At 47.8% G+C, this 19,095-nt stretch carries 8 protein-coding genes; all 8 read right to left on the bottom strand.

All coding sequences use genetic code 11. The features are described from left to right. Positions 1 to 118: 118 nt before the first annotated feature. On the bottom strand, positions 119 to 2,422 hold the full coding sequence (gene recD / locus SDEN_RS12200; RefSeq protein ID WP_011496784.1) for an exodeoxyribonuclease V subunit alpha: 2,304 nt from the start codon (positions 2,420 to 2,422) through the stop codon (positions 119 to 121). Beyond that, positions 2,419 to 6,486: a UvrD-helicase domain-containing protein gene (locus tag SDEN_RS19875; RefSeq protein ID WP_011496783.1), complete on the bottom strand. Its 4,068-nt coding sequence runs from the start codon at positions 6,484 to 6,486 to the stop codon at positions 2,419 to 2,421. Before SDEN_RS19875 ends, recD begins: the two co-directional genes overlap by 4 nt. Further along, positions 6,479 to 10,606 (bottom strand): exodeoxyribonuclease V subunit gamma, encoded by a 4,128-nt coding sequence (gene recC, locus SDEN_RS12190; RefSeq protein ID WP_011496782.1) that lies wholly within the window; start codon positions 10,604 to 10,606, stop codon positions 6,479 to 6,481. The genes SDEN_RS19875 and recC overlap by 8 nt, the downstream gene beginning before the upstream one ends. A gap of 100 nt (positions 10,607 to 10,706) precedes the next feature. Next, positions 10,707 to 12,899: a transglutaminaseTgpA domain-containing protein gene (locus tag SDEN_RS12185; protein WP_011496781.1), complete on the bottom strand. Its 2,193-nt coding sequence runs from the start codon at positions 12,897 to 12,899 to the stop codon at positions 10,707 to 10,709. Beyond that, entirely contained in the window at positions 12,889 to 14,142 is a 1,254-nt protein-coding gene (locus tag SDEN_RS12180; RefSeq protein WP_011496780.1) for a DUF58 domain-containing protein, read from the bottom strand. Before SDEN_RS12180 ends, SDEN_RS12185 begins: the two co-directional genes overlap by 11 nt. Before the next feature lie 51 nt (positions 14,143 to 14,193). Next, positions 14,194 to 15,105, bottom strand: coding sequence for an AAA family ATPase (locus SDEN_RS12175; protein ID WP_041405793.1), 912 nt, complete (start codon positions 15,103 to 15,105; stop codon positions 14,194 to 14,196). A gap of 169 nt (positions 15,106 to 15,274) precedes the next feature. Next, entirely contained in the window at positions 15,275 to 17,197 is a 1,923-nt protein-coding gene (locus SDEN_RS12170; RefSeq protein ID WP_011496778.1) for a transglycosylase SLT domain-containing protein, read from the bottom strand. A gap of 86 nt (positions 17,198 to 17,283) precedes the next feature. Beyond that, complete coding sequence (rmuC, locus tag SDEN_RS12165) at positions 17,284 to 18,852, bottom strand: DNA recombination protein RmuC (protein ID WP_011496777.1); 1,569 nt, start codon at positions 18,850 to 18,852, stop codon at positions 17,284 to 17,286. Positions 18,853 to 19,095: the final 243 nt, after the last annotated feature.

Raw genomic sequence — 19,095 nt, 5'->3', positions numbered from 1 at the left:
AGCTTGGGCCCCTAAAAAAGTGTGCCTATGATAATGAGCCTATGGCAGCTAAAGCAATAGCGCCGCGCTAAGTTTTAAACAATTATCCTGAGTACTGTTGTAAGGGGTTAATAAACCGTCATTCATCCCATAAGCGACGCGCAAGTCCCGATGCCCTTAAGGTCACTTGACGGCTGGCTCGCTCAAACACTGGCTGGCTTCCCAAGCAATAAAATTGTGCTTTAGCGCGGGTTATCGCGGTATAGAGCAGTTCTTTGGTCAGCAATTGCCATTGGGCTGTACTGGGCTTTGGCGGCAGCACAAAACTCACCTTGGCAAATTCGCTGCCCTGACTCTTATGCACTGTCATGGCATAACAGGTATCGTGACTTGGCAGGCGCGCGGGCTGAACTTTAAGCACGCTGCCATCGGCCTTGATAAAGTGTGCCATCAAGCGAGTGGGTTGATCTTTGTCTTGTAAAATCAGCCCGATATCGCCATTGAAAAGCCCTAAATTGTAGTCGTTACTGGCAATAATAATGGGCCTTCCAAGATAGAACTCTTGTTTGGGGTCAATAAGTTTGCGCTGTTTTAGCGCTTGGGTCAGGGCAGCATTAATGCCATCGACACCAAATTCACCGGCGCGCATGGCGCATAAAATCCGGTATTGATTAAAGCTGTCGATAATGGTCTTGGGGCTATGAAGCGCACTGGCATCAGTTATCTCAAATTGGCGCTTATTGTCTGCAATTAAGCTTAGATAATCACCATAGGCAGACACGGATAGTGCCAGCAAGGCGTCTTTTCCTTGAGCTGAATTTGAGTCAGCTTGATGCTCAAACCAGTTAAGCTCCTGATGTTGTTGCTGCCACACTTGTCTGATGGCCTTAATATCGGCGTGATTCACCGCTGCGGCTAAAAGACCAATGCCGGCATCGCCTTTAAATCTGTGGCTGTGAAACAAGATGCACAAGCTATCCCCAAGTCTGGCTTGTGGATGAATATATCTTGTCAGTTTTTCCCCTGTTAATGCCTCAAGCAATAGAGCTTGTTCATGAGAATAACGCATCTGCCATTGCGCCGCACTCGAGGCTGGCGCCTTAAGTCCTGCGCAAATATCCGCTAACACGGCGCCGGCTTCCACTGAGGCCAATTGGTCTTGATCCCCAAGTAAAATCAGCCGCGCATCTTTAGGTAGGGCACTTAACAATTTGTGCATCATAGGTAAATCCACCATGGAGGCTTCATCCACCACCAATAAATCTAACCTCAGGGGATTATGCTCATCATGCCTAAACTTGTGGGAATTAGGGATAACCCCCAATAAACGGTGCAGGGTCGAGGCCTCTTCTGGAATAAGGCTAAGTGAGGCGATTAACTGCTTAAGGGCTAACAGACTGCTAGAGTCTGGGTTCACATTCTCAGTTTGGATGTCAGCGACCGTTTGGTTTTCAGCGCCGGTTTGGTTTTCAACAACAGTATGGTCAAAGTCTAGGCTCATCTGCCCTTGAGCCTGTTTCTTTGGCGGTGAACTTTGCGTTGACGACGTTGAAGCAAGAGGGCTTTCAGCCTGCTTAAGTTGCAAGGAAAGTTGCTGGGAAAGCTGGGCGCAAAGAAAGTCATGCAGCTTAGCTTTCGAGTCTTTAATGGATTCACTGAGGCGCGCCGCCGCCTTTCCAGTCGGAGCCACTAATTTGATGTTCATTGCTGACTGAGTTTGCAATAACAGTAGCAACTTAGTCACGGTAGTGGTTTTACCTGTACCAGGGCCGCCAGTGATGACAGCTAAGGCCTTGGTGAGCGCGGTGGCGGTGGCGACTTTTTGCCAGTCTATCTGCGCATTTTCAGCGGCGGGGAACAGGCAATCCAGTTGCTGACGCACTTGATTAAGCGTGCCTGCATCAAACGCATTGCTAGTCGCTATGAGTTCGGTTTGTGCTAATCGATTGAGTTTATGGGCAACGTGGGTCTCAAAAAAGTGATACTTATTTAAGTACAGGCAGCCTGTATCTAAGATTAGCGGGGTATTGTCGCCGGCTTGGCCTACCGCGCTAAATTGACTGAGTTGATGTTCAAGCTCAGTTAAGCTTAAGTTAATGCTGCAAGAGGCGGGAGCGCGGTAGCACTCTTCCATCATAGGGTTAGCTAAGTCAATTTGCGACAGCACTAAGCAGCTGTGCTGATTTGATAACTGCCTACTTAACAGCGCGCAGATGAGCATAAATAGCTCAGCTTCTGAGCTGTGGTTATCCAAACCTTCAATATCACAAAGGGACAAGGCAAAGTGCCTGTCAAGCGGCGTGAGTAAACGCAGCTCTTGCCAATATTTAAGCCGCTCTCTTAAGCTTGGCGCTATTTGAGCCTGAGCAGTTTGGCTCAGTGCAGTCCGCCCTAATGCTATCGGCGTCAGCGCTATCATTGGCGGCGTTTTTTGCTTGGTCATAGAGTTGAGCCCTTAAGGGGTTTTGCTACCTTAGTTTCACTGCTTGACACGCTTTGACTTTCAATTTTACCTTCAATTTTTCCTTCGCCGTCACTAAAGAGGCTATCCAGAGCCTTGATTAAGTCTAGCGATGGCCGATTAAAGAAAACTCCCGTGCCTACGTGTGTTGGGCTCATGCCGCGCAAAAACAAATAAAAACAGCCGCCTATGTGGGTGTCATAGTCATAACTTGGCAAGCGCAATTTAAGGTATCTGTGCAGTGCTAAGGTGTAGATGATGTACTGCAAATGATATTGATGCTCATCCATGGCCTTGGCCATATTGGCCATTTGATAATCCTCAAGGCTATTGCCCAAATGATTAGACTTGTAATCGGCGATAAAGAATTGCCCTTGATATTCAAAGGTTAAATCGATAAAACCTTTGAGCATGCCCCGTAAGGTATCAAAGCTTAACTGCGCCTGATAACCATGGGATTGAAGCAGCTTATTGAGGGCAAGGCTACCAAGGGCCGAAATCGGCAGGTAAAACTCCATTTCCACCTTGATTTTAGAAGGATTAAGCTCGGATAAGCTAAAACGCCTTTGCTGCTGACTTGCTGCAAACTGGGTATTTCGTGGTGTTTGCTCAGGGATCAGTAGCGGCGTAGTCACTATCTCTTGATACCATGTGGTCAGTGGCTCAAGCCAAAGCTCTGCATCAAAGCCATAGTGCACCATGGCATCCCTAATCGCATCACTCAGCTGGCTTTGATACTGGCTAAAGTCAAAGCTTTCTAACACTAAGTGCATAAAACTACCGGCATTGGCGCCGCGCTCGAAGCTGAATCTATCTAGCGGTGCAGGTTCATCCAGTGGCACAGGTTCATCCAACGGCACTGGTCCATCTAGGGGCTCTGGCTCATCTAGGGGCGCAGGCGTTAGTGCCTTGTCAGCTAAATGCTCTGGCAAGATCTCATGAGCCTCTTGCTCAATAAAGTGTAGCGTGAGCTCGTCGGTGAATTCTTCATCATCGGCGCCTGGGCTCACTTTTTCGTGGGCTTGATGCTTAACTAAACCTGAGTAACTGCCCACACGCCAAGGGGTTTGATAACCGCGAGTTAATGTTTTAGGGGCTAAGTGATGGTCATTATCGTCATTATTTTTTAACACTTGGGTGTCAGGATTTTCACTCACTAAGCTTACTTCGATGGCAGGAATATCAGCCGTTATTGCCTGCACCGCCCCTTGAATAAAACTAAAGTCGACTTTTTTATCCTTGGCGCCAAGTAGATAGCCTATGCCAGTTTCTGCCAATTGGCTGCTAACGCCGCCTTTGAGTTGGCGGCATTGATTGGCTATGTACAAATAGCAGCGAAACACAGGCCGAGTCAGCGCGACATATAATAGGCGTAGGTCTTCGGCTAAATGGGCTTGCTGATAGCTTTCAAGGCCTTCATCTGTGTCGTGAATATCCCAAATCAATTGACCCTCTTTATGATAAAGAATGGGACTGGGACGACGATTCCCGCCTCTGGCTAAACTCACAAATGGCACAAAGCACACTGGGTATTCTAGGCCCTTACTCTTATGAATCGTGACGATTTGCACTAGGTTTTGCTCACTTTCAAGCCTTAATTGCTGCTCATCTGTGGTATTAGCGGCAATCAGTTGTTGCTCAAACCAATTGATAAGGGCAGCGCTGCCATCAAGCTCAGTGGCTTTTTGTTGCAGTAATTCACACAGATGGCGAAAATCTGTCAGCCTGCGCTCCCCTGAGGCCAGCTCTGATGGCTGAGTTTCATCTTGCTCGGTATCAAACTCAGTTGCCGATGTTGACTGAGGCGCGGCGCTATTGTTGTGTGAATCGTTCTGTGAATTGTTAGCTGAGCCTTTGGCTAAAAAATCTTTCGTTGAGCCTTTGGCTAAAAATCGTGGGATCAAACCACTCCAATTGGCCAGTGCCAACAGGGCGGGCATCACCCCTTGGCGTTGCCACAATTGGTGCCAATGATAAAATTGGCTGAGCAGTGTCTGACGACTGTCTTCATCCTGATTAAAACTGTGAATTTGCAGCGCATCATAGCCCATCAATTCGGTGGCAAGGCCGGCTCTGAGTAAGCGCTCATCCTTGGGGTTGGCTAATGCCCGCAGCAGTAGCAGTAATTCCCGCGCCTCTAAGGTGTCGAACACGCTATCGCGGCTTAAAAACACCGCGCCTATCTGACGAGCATTAAGGGCGGCTTTAATCACAGCCGCTTCATTCCTGTCACGAACCAGTACCGCGATATCTTTAGCTTTCAAGGGGCGCGGCGGCTTATTGGACTCGCTTAACTGACATTCACCTTGCTGGGCTTGTGTCAATAATTGACGGATTTCACTGGCTGCATCGGCGGCTAAGTGCTGCCTTGCTTGGGTCTTGTTAAGCCCAAATTCAGCGTCTTCGGCCAGCAGCTTTATTTGCAGCGCAGCCTTTGATATCTGAGCGCCAATCAGTTGTTTCTCTGCCGCCGAGCTAGGGGTTTTTACACTATCAAAAGGGATCGCCTGATTGATAAAGGGATCCTTATGTTGGGCAAATAAGCGGTTCACCCCGAGCACCAGATTTTCACTGGAGCGAAAGTTAGTGGCCAAGTTGTAATGGGCTGGGGTCTGGTTTCTTGCCTGAATATAAGTGTGAATATCGGCGCCGCGAAAGGCATAAATCGCCTGTTTGGGATCGCCAATCATCAATAAACTTAAGCCCGTCGCTGTGTTCGGTGCTTGTAACTGTTCTTGGCTTGGACTTGACGCCTTGCCATACACTTTGCTGAAAATGTTAAATTGCAGCGGATCGGTATCTTGGAATTCATCGATAAGCGCCACAGGGAAGCGCTGGCCAATGGCGCTTGCCAAGGTATCAGGGTTGGCATCTAAGGCGCTGGCAAGATTTGACAATAAATCATCGGGGGCCATCAAGTTGCGTTGATGTTTTTGTGCCATAAAGCGCTGTTTAATGCCTTCTTTGGCGCGCAGTAAAAACGCCGGAATAAAGTTGTTTATCAGGGCGTTAATCTGATCGAAATGAGCCAGTAACGGCGCCTCAGCAGCACTGGGGACAACCCCACCTTTGTTGAGTTTAAGTTCTGATAACGCCAAACTGCTCAACGCTTTAGTGCTTGGCAATCCATAGTCAGCACTGGCCCAGTGGCTTAATTCATCAAACATTTGTCCAAGCTTGGGGTAGCCATCGCTTTGCTTACCAAAGCGGGTGCCGTTTAGGGGCAAGCTGTGGAGCAAGGCCAAGGTGTTTTCCTGCTCGCTTTGCCACAATAGTTTGAGCCGTGAAAGGCTGGTGGTTAAGTCTTGAGTTAAGGTGCTAAACGCCGGAATAATCCCTAAGGTCTTGGCTTCATTTGGCCCAAGTAACGGACGTAATTTACTGGCTAAGGTATCGGGTTCACCAAACTGTTTGGCAATAATTTCGGCTAAATAGGGGGGCAAGGGATAACAGGTTTCTCGCCAGAAATCTCGCACACTGTGGTGCAAAAATTCGCTGTCATCTAAGGTGAATTCAGACTCAAACAGCAATGAAGATTCAAACGCTAAATCCGCCAAAATCCGCTGACAAAAACCATGAATAGTAAAAATAGCCGCTTCATCTAAGGATTTAAGGGCTAAATCCAGCCGTTTTAAGGCAATTTGGCGCTCAGACTCTGGAAACGCCTGCTTTAAGGCATTGACAAATTCATCCTCTACGGCCACCCCAAGGAAGCATTTAAACGCCACTTGGATGCGTTTTCGGATCCTATCCCTGAGCTCTTGGGTGGCGGCATTGGTGAAGGTCACCACGAGAATTTGCTCACAGCTCAGTGGTGGCAGCTCACCATGGCCAAGTAGCAGTCTTAGGTAAAGCCCTGAAATAGTATAGGTTTTACCGGTTCCGGCACTGGCTTCGATAAGGCTTGAGCCTAAAAATGGCAGGGTTAATGCGTCCAGTGGGCTGCGGGTTGGGCTAATGCTAGTGCCCTTGCTTAAATCTGTTTGGCAAGCTTTTGCTTGTTTAACTTCTGCTAGCGCTATTTCAGTTTGTTTTAGCTCAGTCATGGCGCTCCCCCTTGCTTGTAACGGCATCGTCCGCTGTTCTGCCAACATTCTGGTTTACTGGGCTCTGGTTTACTGCGCTCTGGTCTACTGGGCTTTGGTTTACTGCTAACTGGTTTACTGGGATCTGTTCTGCAGCGCTCTTTTCTACTTCGCCCATGTTAACCTCGCTATGGCCCACCGCTGCCTGACTGACAAAATCTTCTAACTCACTGAGTTTGCCCTTGTGATACAGGCTCAGCATGGGGCTCAATAATGTGGTGGCTATTGCGCCAAAGCCAGACTCGGTGAAATCATCAGGAAAGCGAAACAGCCTGTGGTTATGGGGCTCAAAACCTTCCCCTAGCTGATTTTGCTCATCTCGCCACAGTTTTTGCGCGGCGATTAATTTTTCTTGATGACTACCTGGTGCTTCCACATAGGCAAAGGCGGTGCGAGGCATAAAGCACAATGGCCGCGTTTGCCCTTGAATATAAGCCAAAATAAAGGCCTTAAGTTGCGCTGTTGCATGGGCTGGCGTTATTGGTGCAAAGCTATGAAATTGCGCCATATCCAGTAAATAACTGGTCTGCTGCTGACCACTGGCATTGAGGCATAAATGCCTTAGGTATACCCTTACCAAATCACGGCCATGGGCGGCGCCGGGTCGATAATTTATCAGGCCCTTGGGCAAGATATCGTCGATGCGCCCAAGTAGGGTGAGTTTAAGTGGCGCTTGAGCGGCGTTGTGAGCGAGCTCTGGGCTGTTTATTAGTGCAGGCTCAAGGCTAATTTCACTCAGCTCAAGGCTGTTAGCCAGAATTTGCCCGGGGCTGAAGCTAAATTCCAGTTCAAGATTAAGGCTTCTTGGCTCACATTGCTCGCCCCGCATAAATTGCACCCTGCCAATCAGCGGCGCCATGTCCCTTTGGTACTGACTCAGTAATAGCTCATCAAAGGGTGCCATGGGTAAACTGCCCGCGGCTTTTAGTGCTTGGGTAAGGCTTGCTTCAGGCGTTTTCTTCCTATCATCGCCATTGTTATCAAGGTCACTGGTATCAAGGTCAGGTGCTAATATTTTATCTAACAGTTTCGCCTGTAACAGGTAGCGCTCCAGCGCATTCAGGCTAAAAGGCTCATCATTGTCATCGGCTTGAATGTCTAAGGATAAATCGACTTTTAGGCTGCGATTAAAGAAAAACTGGCTGGGATTTCTGAAAAATCTCAGTAGGGCAGATAGCTCAAGCTCAGCATCCGTTGCTGCAAATACCGCTCTTTCCTCCAAATCACTGTGCCATTGCGGCCACAGGCTGTCTGCTAATATTGACTGAGGCAGGCTTTGGTTTGGCCCTAAAAAACGCCCAGAACTATTCATAACCCAAGTGTTAACTGAGGTTTCAGCAGAGGCTGAACCGGATGCCGCAGCTGAGGCTGGCGCAGTGGTTGTTTTATTAGCTGGCGTGCTCGGCGGGCACCACTGGCTGTGATAACTCTGCTGCAGGGCAATGCCTAGGGCTTGATTGTCTCTAAACAGCTTAGGATCGAAAGGCTGTAACGGCTGCGCCTGAATAAGCCGTGCGAGCAGGGCATCATCACAAGGTTTGCTCAAGGCAAGGATTTGTTCTTCATCAAGTTTGCTGAGCTGCTCTTTCATCTCTGGGGTTAGGTAGCAAAGCTGACAATATTCAATTAACTCAGACACTAACATCGAAGGGATACGTTCGCTATTATCCCGTTCACTCTGGCCGATATAACTGATGTACAGCTGCTCTCGGGCAGAGAGTAGGGCTTCGAGAAATAAGTATCTGTCATCGGCGCGGCGCGAGCGGTCACCTTTTTTAGCGCCAAAATGCGCCATTAAATCAAAGCCCACCGGGTGTTGCACCCTAGGATAGTCGCCGTCATTCATGCCCAGCAAACACACCATGTTAAAGGGGATTGAGCGCATGGGCATTAAGGTACAAAAATTGACGCTACCCGCAAGGTAGCGCTGACCCACGCGAGACTCGCTTAAGCGTTGGTTAAACCAGATTTTAAGCACTTCAATATCCAGCATGCCTTGATGGCCGGCGCCGTTTAACTCCTCGCTTAATTTAGCGATAGCTTCATTAATGGCTTGAATTTCTTCCCGTTCATCGTCATCGGCCTCGAAAATATCTTGTAGCAAGGTTTGCAGCTCAAACAGGCGCGAAGAAGTGGTGCAGGGGGCGGCAAACAGGGCGCGATAATCATCTAAGGTTTCAAGGAAATTCATTAGCTTGCCAAGGGCTTGGGCTGATTGGCCCTCAAGACCTGGCACTAATAAGGTGTCTTGATACAGGGGCGCTCCATCATGAAAAGCGTAGCCAAGGATTAACCTTCGAATGCCAAAAGCCCAAGAGTTTTGCTCAAAAGCCGGCAGGTTTAAGGCGGCGCGGCTGTGCTCATCTCGGCCCCAACGGACATTGGCCTCATCTAGCCAGAGGCGAATTTGACTCAGCTCATCACCGCTGAGTTTAAAGCGCCTCAAAATGGCGGGGACTTCTAAAATCCCCATGATTTCAGTTAAGGCAAAGCGACTCTGATTGATGTTTAGCAAGCTTAAAAAACTATTGATAAGTGGTGACTCTGCCGCAGCGCCGCGATCGGCGATGGCATAGGGAATATAACTATTGCCTTGTTGGCGGGCGCCATCAATCCCAGACGCTTCAGCATTGGCTGTGCCAAACACGGCGTCAATATAGGGGGCGTAGGCGGCCACATCTGGCATCATGACAACTATGTCTTTGGGATGCAGCTGCGGGCAGCGGCTCAGCATAGCCAATAAATGATTGTGTAACGTTTCAACTTCCCTTAAGGGACTGTGACAGGTGCGGATGGTGATTGAGTCATCGTCTGGCTGTAATAAGCGGCGATTAGGAATATTGTTATACAGCGCAGCATCTGGGCCTAGGCTCACGCCTAAGGTTTCCATTTGCAGAATGTCATACTGCACCCCATGAAGTAACTTAGCGTTTTGAGGGGTATTTACTGGGACAGCATCATTTTCATCGTCTGAATGTAGATTAATATCCCAAGGTTTGACATAACAGTCATAGCCAAAATCTGTGTGCTCGCTTGGCAAGGCGAGCATCAGATCCAGTAACTCACGGCCAAGCTTACCGTTATTGGCAAGCAGCGGGTTACCCACCTCAAGGCTTGACTCCCAATCCTGTGCTAGCTGTTTTTTATCTGCGTATTGCAGTGCCATGCGGGCGCGGGTTTTGGGGTCTATGATATCCCCCCAATAATGCTCGCAAGGGCTTAAGGCTAACATCACCACTGGAATACGCCCTGCCAGCTGATGCAGTATTTCTAAGGTTTGTGGCGGCATGGAGGAAATGCCAAACACGAATAGCCTTTGGGGCAGGTTGGCGACAGAGCTTTGCTCATCGGCTAAGGCTTCAAGCAATGATTCATGTAAGTTTGCCCTGTGATAGGGACTGGCGCCCAGTTCATCGCGGTTATAGTCGATAAGTGCGCGCCACAATTTGGGCTGCCATAACTGGCTGTCATCGAGTTTGAGTTTATTATCTAATGAAGTCAGTGGTTTGTTTTGCTCCCAAGCTAAGATCCACTCGGGGCGATAGACCAAATATTGGTCAAAGATATCTGCGATGCGGCTGCATAGTTGATAGCGCTTGATGGCATCTTGCGCGGCAGATAAAACAATGGCTTGGGATCTTGAGTCAGGCGCTGCAGCGGCTTGATCTGGTTTTATTTCAGTGGCTAATTCAGGAGCTAACTCAGGGGCTAGCTCAGTGGCCAACTCAGTAGTTAAATAATTCGCCAAAGGGGCAAAGTCAGCATCGTCCAGTAGGCGCGGCAATAAGTCCATCAACTTCCAGGTCATGGCAGGTTTTGTGAAGGCGTTATCCTTGGGGACGTCGGGCAGCAGGGTGTGGCAAAGTTGCCAAATAAAACTTGAGGGCAGCGGAAATTCAAGGGCGGCAGCTATGCCATTGTGGCGAGCGACTTCGAGCCTAAGCCAAGTGGACATGCCCGGGCTTTGCACTAGCACATGCTCACTGGCCAGCAGGTTTGTCTCATCTAATGGGGTTGCCAGCAGTTTGGCTAATTGTTCAGATAATACTTCCATCTGATTGGATTGAATTAACGTGAGCATGGTGCATCCAGTTAGCCGAAAACTTAAGTTGGCTTTATTCTATGTGGTTGACTTATAAGGTTCAATCTTAAAGGCGTGATAACCCGTATTAATGGAGAGGTTAGTTAACTAAAAGCCCAAATCTTAGCTTGCGGTACAAGGCGTGGAAGCGTTTTTGCTTAAGTCTGTGCTGTTTTGGCGGCAAGTCTTGATATTTAAGCGCAATATAAAGCTCACTGAAACCGGCAAACTGTTTGGCAAGTTTGGGGCTGAATTGAATTAGCTTAGGGGCAATTTCTGCGGCAAAGCGCTGGGGCGGTGCCATCGGCGTAATAGGAGTCATCGGCGTAATAGGAGCCATTGGCGCAATAGGTGCCAATGGCGCTTGGGAATTAACTTGAGCTTTAGTCTCGACAAGTCCTTTGTTAATCAGCCGCTGACAAATACTGAGGTAGCGTCGATTAAGCTTATCCTCAAAGGAGAAATGCAATAATCCGGCAGAATAAGCGATGAGAAGCAAGATGATGCTACTTAGCCCTAAGATAATCATCGCCAGCTGACTTAGGCTGATATCACCAAAAAGCTTGTCTAACACTTGCTGCTTTTTAGTCTCATCAAAGCCTAAGACCCACAGACTCCAGTAATAATCTAGACTTGCAAGCTTGTACCTGAGCTCATTAAGCCAAGGCGTGTGCTTAAAGCGTAGGCTGGTAAACAGTGTGTCCGATAAGTAGCTAGAGGCGCCATCAAAACTTGCATCAAAACCATCGAGAATGCGCTCAGGGGCTATCATGGCAGTGGGATCAAAACGCTGCCAACCTTGGCCCTCTAGCCAGACTTCGGCCCAAGCATGAGCCATGTATTGATACACACTGTAATAACCCGCCTCGGGATTATATTCGCCGCCTTGATAGCCTGTCACTACGCGGGCGGGAAGTCCTGTCGCCCTTGCCATATAAACCAGCGCCGAGGCGTAATGGGCGCAAAACCCCGCTTTATTGTTAAACAGAAAATCATCCACTTGCTGCTTGCCAAGGGAGGGCGGTGACAAGGTATAGAAGAAGGCTTGGCGATTAAAATAACCCATCATGGCGGCGAGTCTGTCCTTAGGCTCGGGGTAGTTGCGTTTAAACTGCGCCGCTAAGGCTAAGGTTTGTGGATTTAATCCTTTAGGCAATTGCAGGCTGATGGAGGCGATGGTTTTAGATAATTCTCTGTCCATCACGGCATTGGGGTAGGACACCACAGCATAACTAAAGCGCTGGGTGATGTCGTTTAAGGCATAGAGACGATGATCCGGTAGCATGGTGAGTTTAGGATCGTCACTGGTGGCGACATCTAAGCCATAGAGCCATTTTTGATAACTGGGCTCACTGATGATGTTATAGGCTATTGATTTGTTATTCTGTCCTTGAAGATCAGGCGTTGGCTGGGTGGGTTTCACTTGCCTGACTAAGGTTTGTATGGCTTGCATACTGGGGTGTTGCCGCCAAGTTTCACCGTCATATTCATCTAACACTAAGGTGCGCCAATACAAATCCTGATTGGCTAGTCGGCCTTGGGACTTGCTATCAAAACCCACCCTAAAGGCCAGTTCAGCCGAGCGGGTAAGTTTACTAATATCCCCAAACGCCATTTCGTTACTCAGGCCGGTTCTGGCATTGTCCATACTGGGCATTAGCCACAAGGGGGGCAATCTTGGAAATACCACGAACAGTATTAATGCCAGTGGCAAGCTTTGAGCTAGCAGCTTAAGACTGAACTTGAACTGAGAAAGATTGAGCAGGCTAGATTTGGTTCTAGTCATTCTTACATTGTCGCGGCTCTCGGGGAGGCTTTCCATCGCTGGCTGACTTTGCTCTTGATACAGGCTGATAAGCACGCAAGTGTTGATGGTGCTCACTAACAGCAAGTGCAAGGTATTGAGGATTGAGTTGTATTCTAACAGGCTAAAGCCAATCAGGAAGTAGCCCACTAGCACTAAGACTTTAACGTCGCGGACTTGCCGCATCTCTATGTATTTAAGTGCATAACCCAGCAGTAATAGGTTGACCAGTGCATTGAGGGCGCCAATCTGACTGGCGACCAAGGCTAAGGTGGTGGCGGCGCCAATGGCGAGCGAGGTTACCAGAAGTTTAGGCGGCGCTGCAACGCGTCCAAAATAAATCCCCACTCGCCATAAAAAGCAAATGGCGCAAATGCCTATGCTCCAAGGCATGATTTTATCAAACAGTGGACTCAAGATGGCAAGATTGGTCAGCAGTAGCCAGAACAGGGTGGATCTGCCGATGTGGCTGTCAAAATTATCCTGCATTCTTCACGCCCTTTTTAGCAATATTGCGCAGCTTTTTCATGAAGGTATCGGCGGCGCTGCTTAAACTTGCGTGAGATGTTGAGCTCGATGGCACTGAGTTTTTTGCTTGTGGCTGAAAATCCTGTGTTTGAAGCCCCTTAGTTTGACCCCTTTCTGTTTGAAATAGGGCTATGGCTTGCTGACACGCGATTCTGTGTTTATCACCTGTGTCTTGTTTGATGGTGTGATTGTTATCCAGCACTAGGCCAAAAACTTGCTGGCGCTGGCTTAGTTCATCCACTTGCCAGGCGAGCTTACTGAGCCTGTCTTCGAAGTCTTGTCCTGGGATTTGTGCCAGCAGCAGCCAAAGTGGTTTGCCTTGAGGTTGAGAAAAGGTTTTGGTCAATAACCCCTTACCTTGAGCCCATTGTTTCCATGCCACTTGTTTTAAGGATTCTCCTGGCACATAGGCTCTCAGTTCATTAAATTCATTGATCCCAGCGCGTTGCTGGCCATGCTCATCTTCTTTTGCCTCTTTCTCTGCAGCACTTAAGATTATTTCATCGTGTTTTGGCTTGGCAAAAATGATTTGTTGTAAATCTAAATCCACATAAGACCAAGTGCGGCATAAGCCTAGGGGAAAGTATGATTCAACTGTGATTCGACCTGGAATTAAGCGGCCACGGCGGCTGTTATCATAGGGGACATAAGCGAGCTTCTCACTGCGTACTTGTTTAATTCTGACATGATGTTGCCCTGCAAAACGCAGGCAAATTTGTTGATGTCGGCTAGCATCCTTTAACCATGTGTGCCCCCCGGCATCGACAGCATGATTAGCGGCGGAACTCATATTAAGTTGGCTACTCTGATGGCTGAGCTCCACGGCAAAGCTTGCGGTGTCACCCGCGTAGATCTGCGGATTTTTTTTGGCGCTTAATCTAAGGCCTGCCAAATTTTTGTAACTGTAAATGATGCAGGTTTGAAATAGGCTTGCCAGTAGTAGACTCAGGCCGATGATGAGGTTGTTTTGGTAGTTAGTGCCAAATAAATACAGCAATAAAATAAGCCCAATCCAGGCTAAACCAAAGGCGCTGGGCAGAATAAAAATACTTTTGTGGCTTAAAGTAAATTGGCGACTGGCAGGAATGCGTTTTGCCAGCCACGTCTGCCAGCGAAGGCGTAAACCCAGGGGAATAAGGCGCTGTAAAAAATGCGGCCGTGGCTGGGCTAATCCATCAAAAGCAGCGGCTTGTGTCTGTTTCATATGCCCTCCATCATCAGTGAGTCAAAATCGCTGAATGAAGCTTTTTACGGCTTAACTTATGGGATTGACGCTAGCAAGAATTATATCGGCTAAGGTTTGGCCGACGGCTAAGTGGCTGGTGCGAATTCTATGCTCGGCCACAGCGCTAAACACAGCTTGAATGTCTTCTGGGAGCAGATAATGGCGTTCATCGATATACGCCCAAGCTTTGGCTGCCTGCAGCAAGGCGAGGCTGGCTCTTGGGGACAAACCTGCGGCATCGGCATGTTGACGAGAATAATCGACTAAAGCAATCAAGTAGTTAAGCAGCGCATCCGAAGCACTCACCTTACGGACCTCAGATTGCAGCATTTGCAATTCATCAGGGCTGATACAAGGACGTAAGTCTTGGGTTTTTAGTGCTTGGCCTTTCAGCATGTTGAGCTGGGCATCATGACTTGGGTAACCTAAGGAAATGCGCATCATAAATCTGTCTAACTGGGATTCAGGCAAAGGGAAGGTCCCCGATTGCTCGGTGGGATTTTGGGTTGCCACCACAAAGAAGGGCACGGGCAGCGCATGAGTCACACCATCTAAGGTGATTTGTTGCTCGGCCATGGCTTCAAGTAAGGCACTTTGGGTCTTGGGACTGGCACGGTTGATTTCATCGGCCAACAACATTTGGTTAAACACAGGTCCTTTGTGGAACACAAACTGATTTTTCGCTTTATCGAAAATGGACACGCCTAAGATGTCGGCCGGCAGCATGTCACTGGTAAATTGAATGCGCTGATAGCTCATGCCTAAGGTGTTAGCCAGGGCTTGAGATAGGCTGGTTTTTCCCATGCCGGGCAAGTCTTCGATGAGTAAGTGGCCACGGGCCAAGATACAGGCTAATGCCAGTTTGATTTGCTCGGGTTTACCCAATAATACCTGCTCGAGTTGGGATAATACCTGTGACACCTTGCCTCTTAAGGAGTGCATTGAGGTCTGGCTATCCTGCTGGGATTGAGTTGTCATCTGTGGCGTCACGGCAAACCCCTATTGTGTGTTTTTCGATGAAAAAGGGCATTCTCATGCCCTTAAATAATGATTAATCCTTCGCTTTTTCCCTAGGGTGCATATTGGTTATTATTCTTACACTTAGCTTAGGCTAATAAGCAAAGTCACGCTCATAGGTGGTGAACATGCTGGCATTTGGCGAATGAGACTGTTGGTAGATCATGCGGTAGCTCAATACCGCCTGAACATATTCGCGAGTTTCGGTATAAGGTATGGTTTCAATAAAACTCATCACATCTAATTGGCCTTTTGAATCTGCTAACCAGCGTTTTACCCTGTGAGGCCCGGCGTTATATGCCGCGGTTGCCAGCACCCTGTTGCCGTTAAATTGTTTTAAAATTTGGCTGTAATAGGCACTGCCTAACATGATGTTATTGTCGGCGCGATACAGGTCATTAGGTTGATTATAGAGTAAACGGTATTTACGAGCGGTTTCTTTGGCTGTCGCTGGCATTAATTGCATCATGCCGCGGGCACCGACACCGGATGTGGCAAAGCGATAAAAAGCACTCTCACGACGAGAAATTGCACGAATTTCATCGATATTAACCCCAAAATGTTTGCTGGCTTTTGCAAATGACTTTTGTGCGGCGAGGGGGAAGCGTAAATTGAGCGCGTTCCACTGTTGCCCTTGAATGCTAGCCTCGACACTGAAGTTGTACCAGCCGTTTTCTAGTGCCAATAAGCCGTACTCTGCCTTAGTCTGATTATCATGGCGGCGAAGCAGATAAATCCATTCGGTGCGTGCATCATGGGGACGCTTAATGGCTAACAGCTCACTCACCCTTGCAAGGCCAGAGTCTTGGTTGAGTTTGGTTTTCATGTTAGAGGAAAATGCCAGGCCATCATCATTCATGCTCAAGGGAGCGTTGAGAGATTGCGCCGCATAGAAGCCATAGAAATTACGTTCTTGGCTTAAGATATTGGCTTGGGTTTGGGCCAATGCAGCGTCTGTTTTGCCTGTGATACGTATTTGCCAATATTGCCAGCGTGGATCGGCCTTGCCTTCAGGGCTTAATAGGTTTAAATATTTCGCCACAGTCGCATCATCTTTTTCACCTATGGCCCAACGCATACGCATGCCAAAAAGTTCATCAGATTTAAGCTTAGGCAGCATACTATCGATATGACTGCGCTGTTTTTCAACTTTAAAAATCAAGGCGCGGCGTACCAAGTAATGATTCAAGCTAGCGTCTTGTTCAGGGCCAAAGCGGTGAAGTTTGTGGTACTTTTTATACAAGCTGATGGCTTGATTTATATTGGATAAGGCGAGTTTTCTTAACCCAGCTTCAACAATATCACCGTAGATGGCGGCATTATTACTGAACCTTTGGGTGTGCCTTAAGCTGTTGGGATCTTTATAAACCGAGACTAATAGGTTGGCTTCGGTTTTATGGCGGGTAATTTTTTGCGCTAAATAGCTCACTAAGCCATGTTGGCCAGCATTAAAGCTGAGCAGCATACGGGACCAGATCATGGTTTGGCTGCGATGGCCTGCTTGAGTCCAAAGCGCAAATAATGGATCGCACTCGTTTGGACGAGACTTGCCATAGAGCCAGAGTTCATCGGTTGCTTCAAAGGCCGTTTTTTTGTCCCCTTGATGGTATAAGGCAAGGTTGAAGTAGCATTGTAGGCGGACATCATTGGGCCTGTCAGGGGAGATGACAAGAAAATCACGCCACCTTTGGGCTTTACCTGCTGTGAGTAAATAACGATAACGGGCCGAATTGTACAGCGGGCTGCCTTTATATTTTTCTATTTCAATTAAGGCGTTTTTACCAGGCAACTTGAGGGTATCGGCCATGGTGGCGTTGTAATCTAAATACATCGCCAGTGGGTAGTCATTGAGTTTGGCTCTTAAGGTGCGATATTGGCCGTATTGTTTGTTTTCTAGTGCGCGGCTGGCATCCAAATAGGTTTGTTGATCTTGAGTGTAAGCACTCAAGCTTTGAGAGAAAAAAATTAGCGCCATGCTGGCAGCTGTTAAACAAGATGTAACGAGTGTGTTGCGCATTTAATCGAGAATCTCCGCCTCAGTATGCTGTTGTAATGTTTACTTTATTCAAGTTTAACGGCTTATTTGTTTGATTTTTATTTCCCTCAATTTATGCTTACCGCGCTGAGCTTTGCGTGCTGCGAATGAGGCTCTTGGTCTTGGCTGTCATCTTCAGTATCGCTTTCATCATCTAAGTGATCGCTCAGCGCTAAATTGACTTTGTGTTTATCCAGTTGTTTACTGGTATCGACTCCCAGCTTCTGCATTAAATGGGCTTGCCTCACTAAGTTCCCTTTGCCAGAAGACAGTTTACCCATGGCACTTTGGTAACTTTTTTCGGCGCCTTCTAAGGCACGGCCCACTTTGTCCATATCTTCAATAAAACCGCAGAATTTATCGTACATTTTGGCGGCCTGTTTGGCGATGGTTTGGGCGTTTTGATTTTGGTATTCATAACGCCAAATGTTGTTGATGGTTCTAAGGGCCACCAGTAAATTGGTTGGACTCACCAGCATGATATTCTGCTCCAAGGCAAAATTGATTATGCTAGGATCATGCTCTATGGCTAATAAAAATGCGGGCTCGATGGGAATAAACATCAACACATAGTCTAGGCTCTTAAGACCATGCAGCTTGTGATAATCCTTCTGACTTAAGCCTTTAATATGTTGCCTGATGGAAATGACATGCTCTTTCAGTGCTTGCTGTTTGTGGCTCTCATCACTGCTATTAAAATAGCGCTCATAAGCGATGAGCGACATTTTAGCATCGATAACCACATCTTTTTGTTCCGGCAGATGCACTATCACATCGGGTTTGAAGCGTTTGCCGTTGTCATCTTTTAACTCTTGCTGAGTTTGGTACTCGTGACCTTCTCGTAGGCCACTCTCTTGCAGTACTCGTTCAAGAATAACTTCGCCCCAATTACCTTGTTGCTTGTTGTCACCTTTAAGTGCATTGGTTAAGTTGACGGCATCTTGGCTCATTTTCATGTTGAGTTCATGCAAATGAGTTAGCTGGTGTTTTAAGGCGCTGCGCTCAGATTGCTCATGAGTATAAGATTCATTGATCTGCTGCCTGAATCCTTCAAGCTGTTGTTTTAGTGGCCCAAGTACACTGTCTATTTGACTGACATTTTGCTGTTTAAAATTTTCGCTGCGCTCTTCAAAGATGCGATTGGCTAAGTTTTCAAACTGGACGGTTAACCTAGCTTCGGCGGTTTCAAGCAGGCGAATTTTATCCTGCAGTGCTTCTTGCTCGGTGCGGCTCTTAATTAAGATCGTTTGCTGCATGGCATTGGACTTAGATAAGGCCAATTGGGATTCCATCAATTTGCGCTGAGTGTCGCTCAATTGAGTTTCAAGGCTGGTGGCACGCTCGGCCTGCGCCTCGACTTTTGATACTTGGGCAATGAGTACTTCAATCTTTGACTGGGCATGTTTTATCATGTCGTCTTTGTCATCGATAAGATCTTGCTGGTGGGCGGTGACGGCGGCGGCAGCATCACTGACTTGCTTATTAATGAGCTCCTGTGCGGCTTTGACTTGTTCCCAGCGCTGGCGGGTGAGCCTCTGATTTAATAAAGCGCCTATGAGTAACGAAAGGAACGCAATGGCGAAAAGAATAATGATTTGGGGCAAAGACAAGGCTGTCAGTTGAGGGGAAAAAGGCATGACGGTAACCAGTTGCAAGTAATGGCCTAGAGTCGCATGAGCGGCAGTTTGCTGCAAGTATGAGGCGATGAATTTCAAGGGCAATTGCTCAGCGAATGAGCAAAATAGCCTAATGTGATGGTTATTAGGTTCAAAAATCGCGGTTTTTTATCTGAAGCTGCAATATTTATCGGTTTTCCCGTGTCTACTCAATTATCACTATGGGTGTTACGCCTGGGCGACTAAGCGCTGTTGTTGGCAGCA

The sequence above is a fragment of the Shewanella denitrificans OS217 genome (genome assembly GCF_000013765.1).
Classification (GTDB): domain Bacteria; phylum Pseudomonadota; class Gammaproteobacteria; order Enterobacterales; family Shewanellaceae; genus Shewanella; species Shewanella denitrificans.
This window is presented reverse-complemented; position numbering and strand designations above follow the sequence as displayed.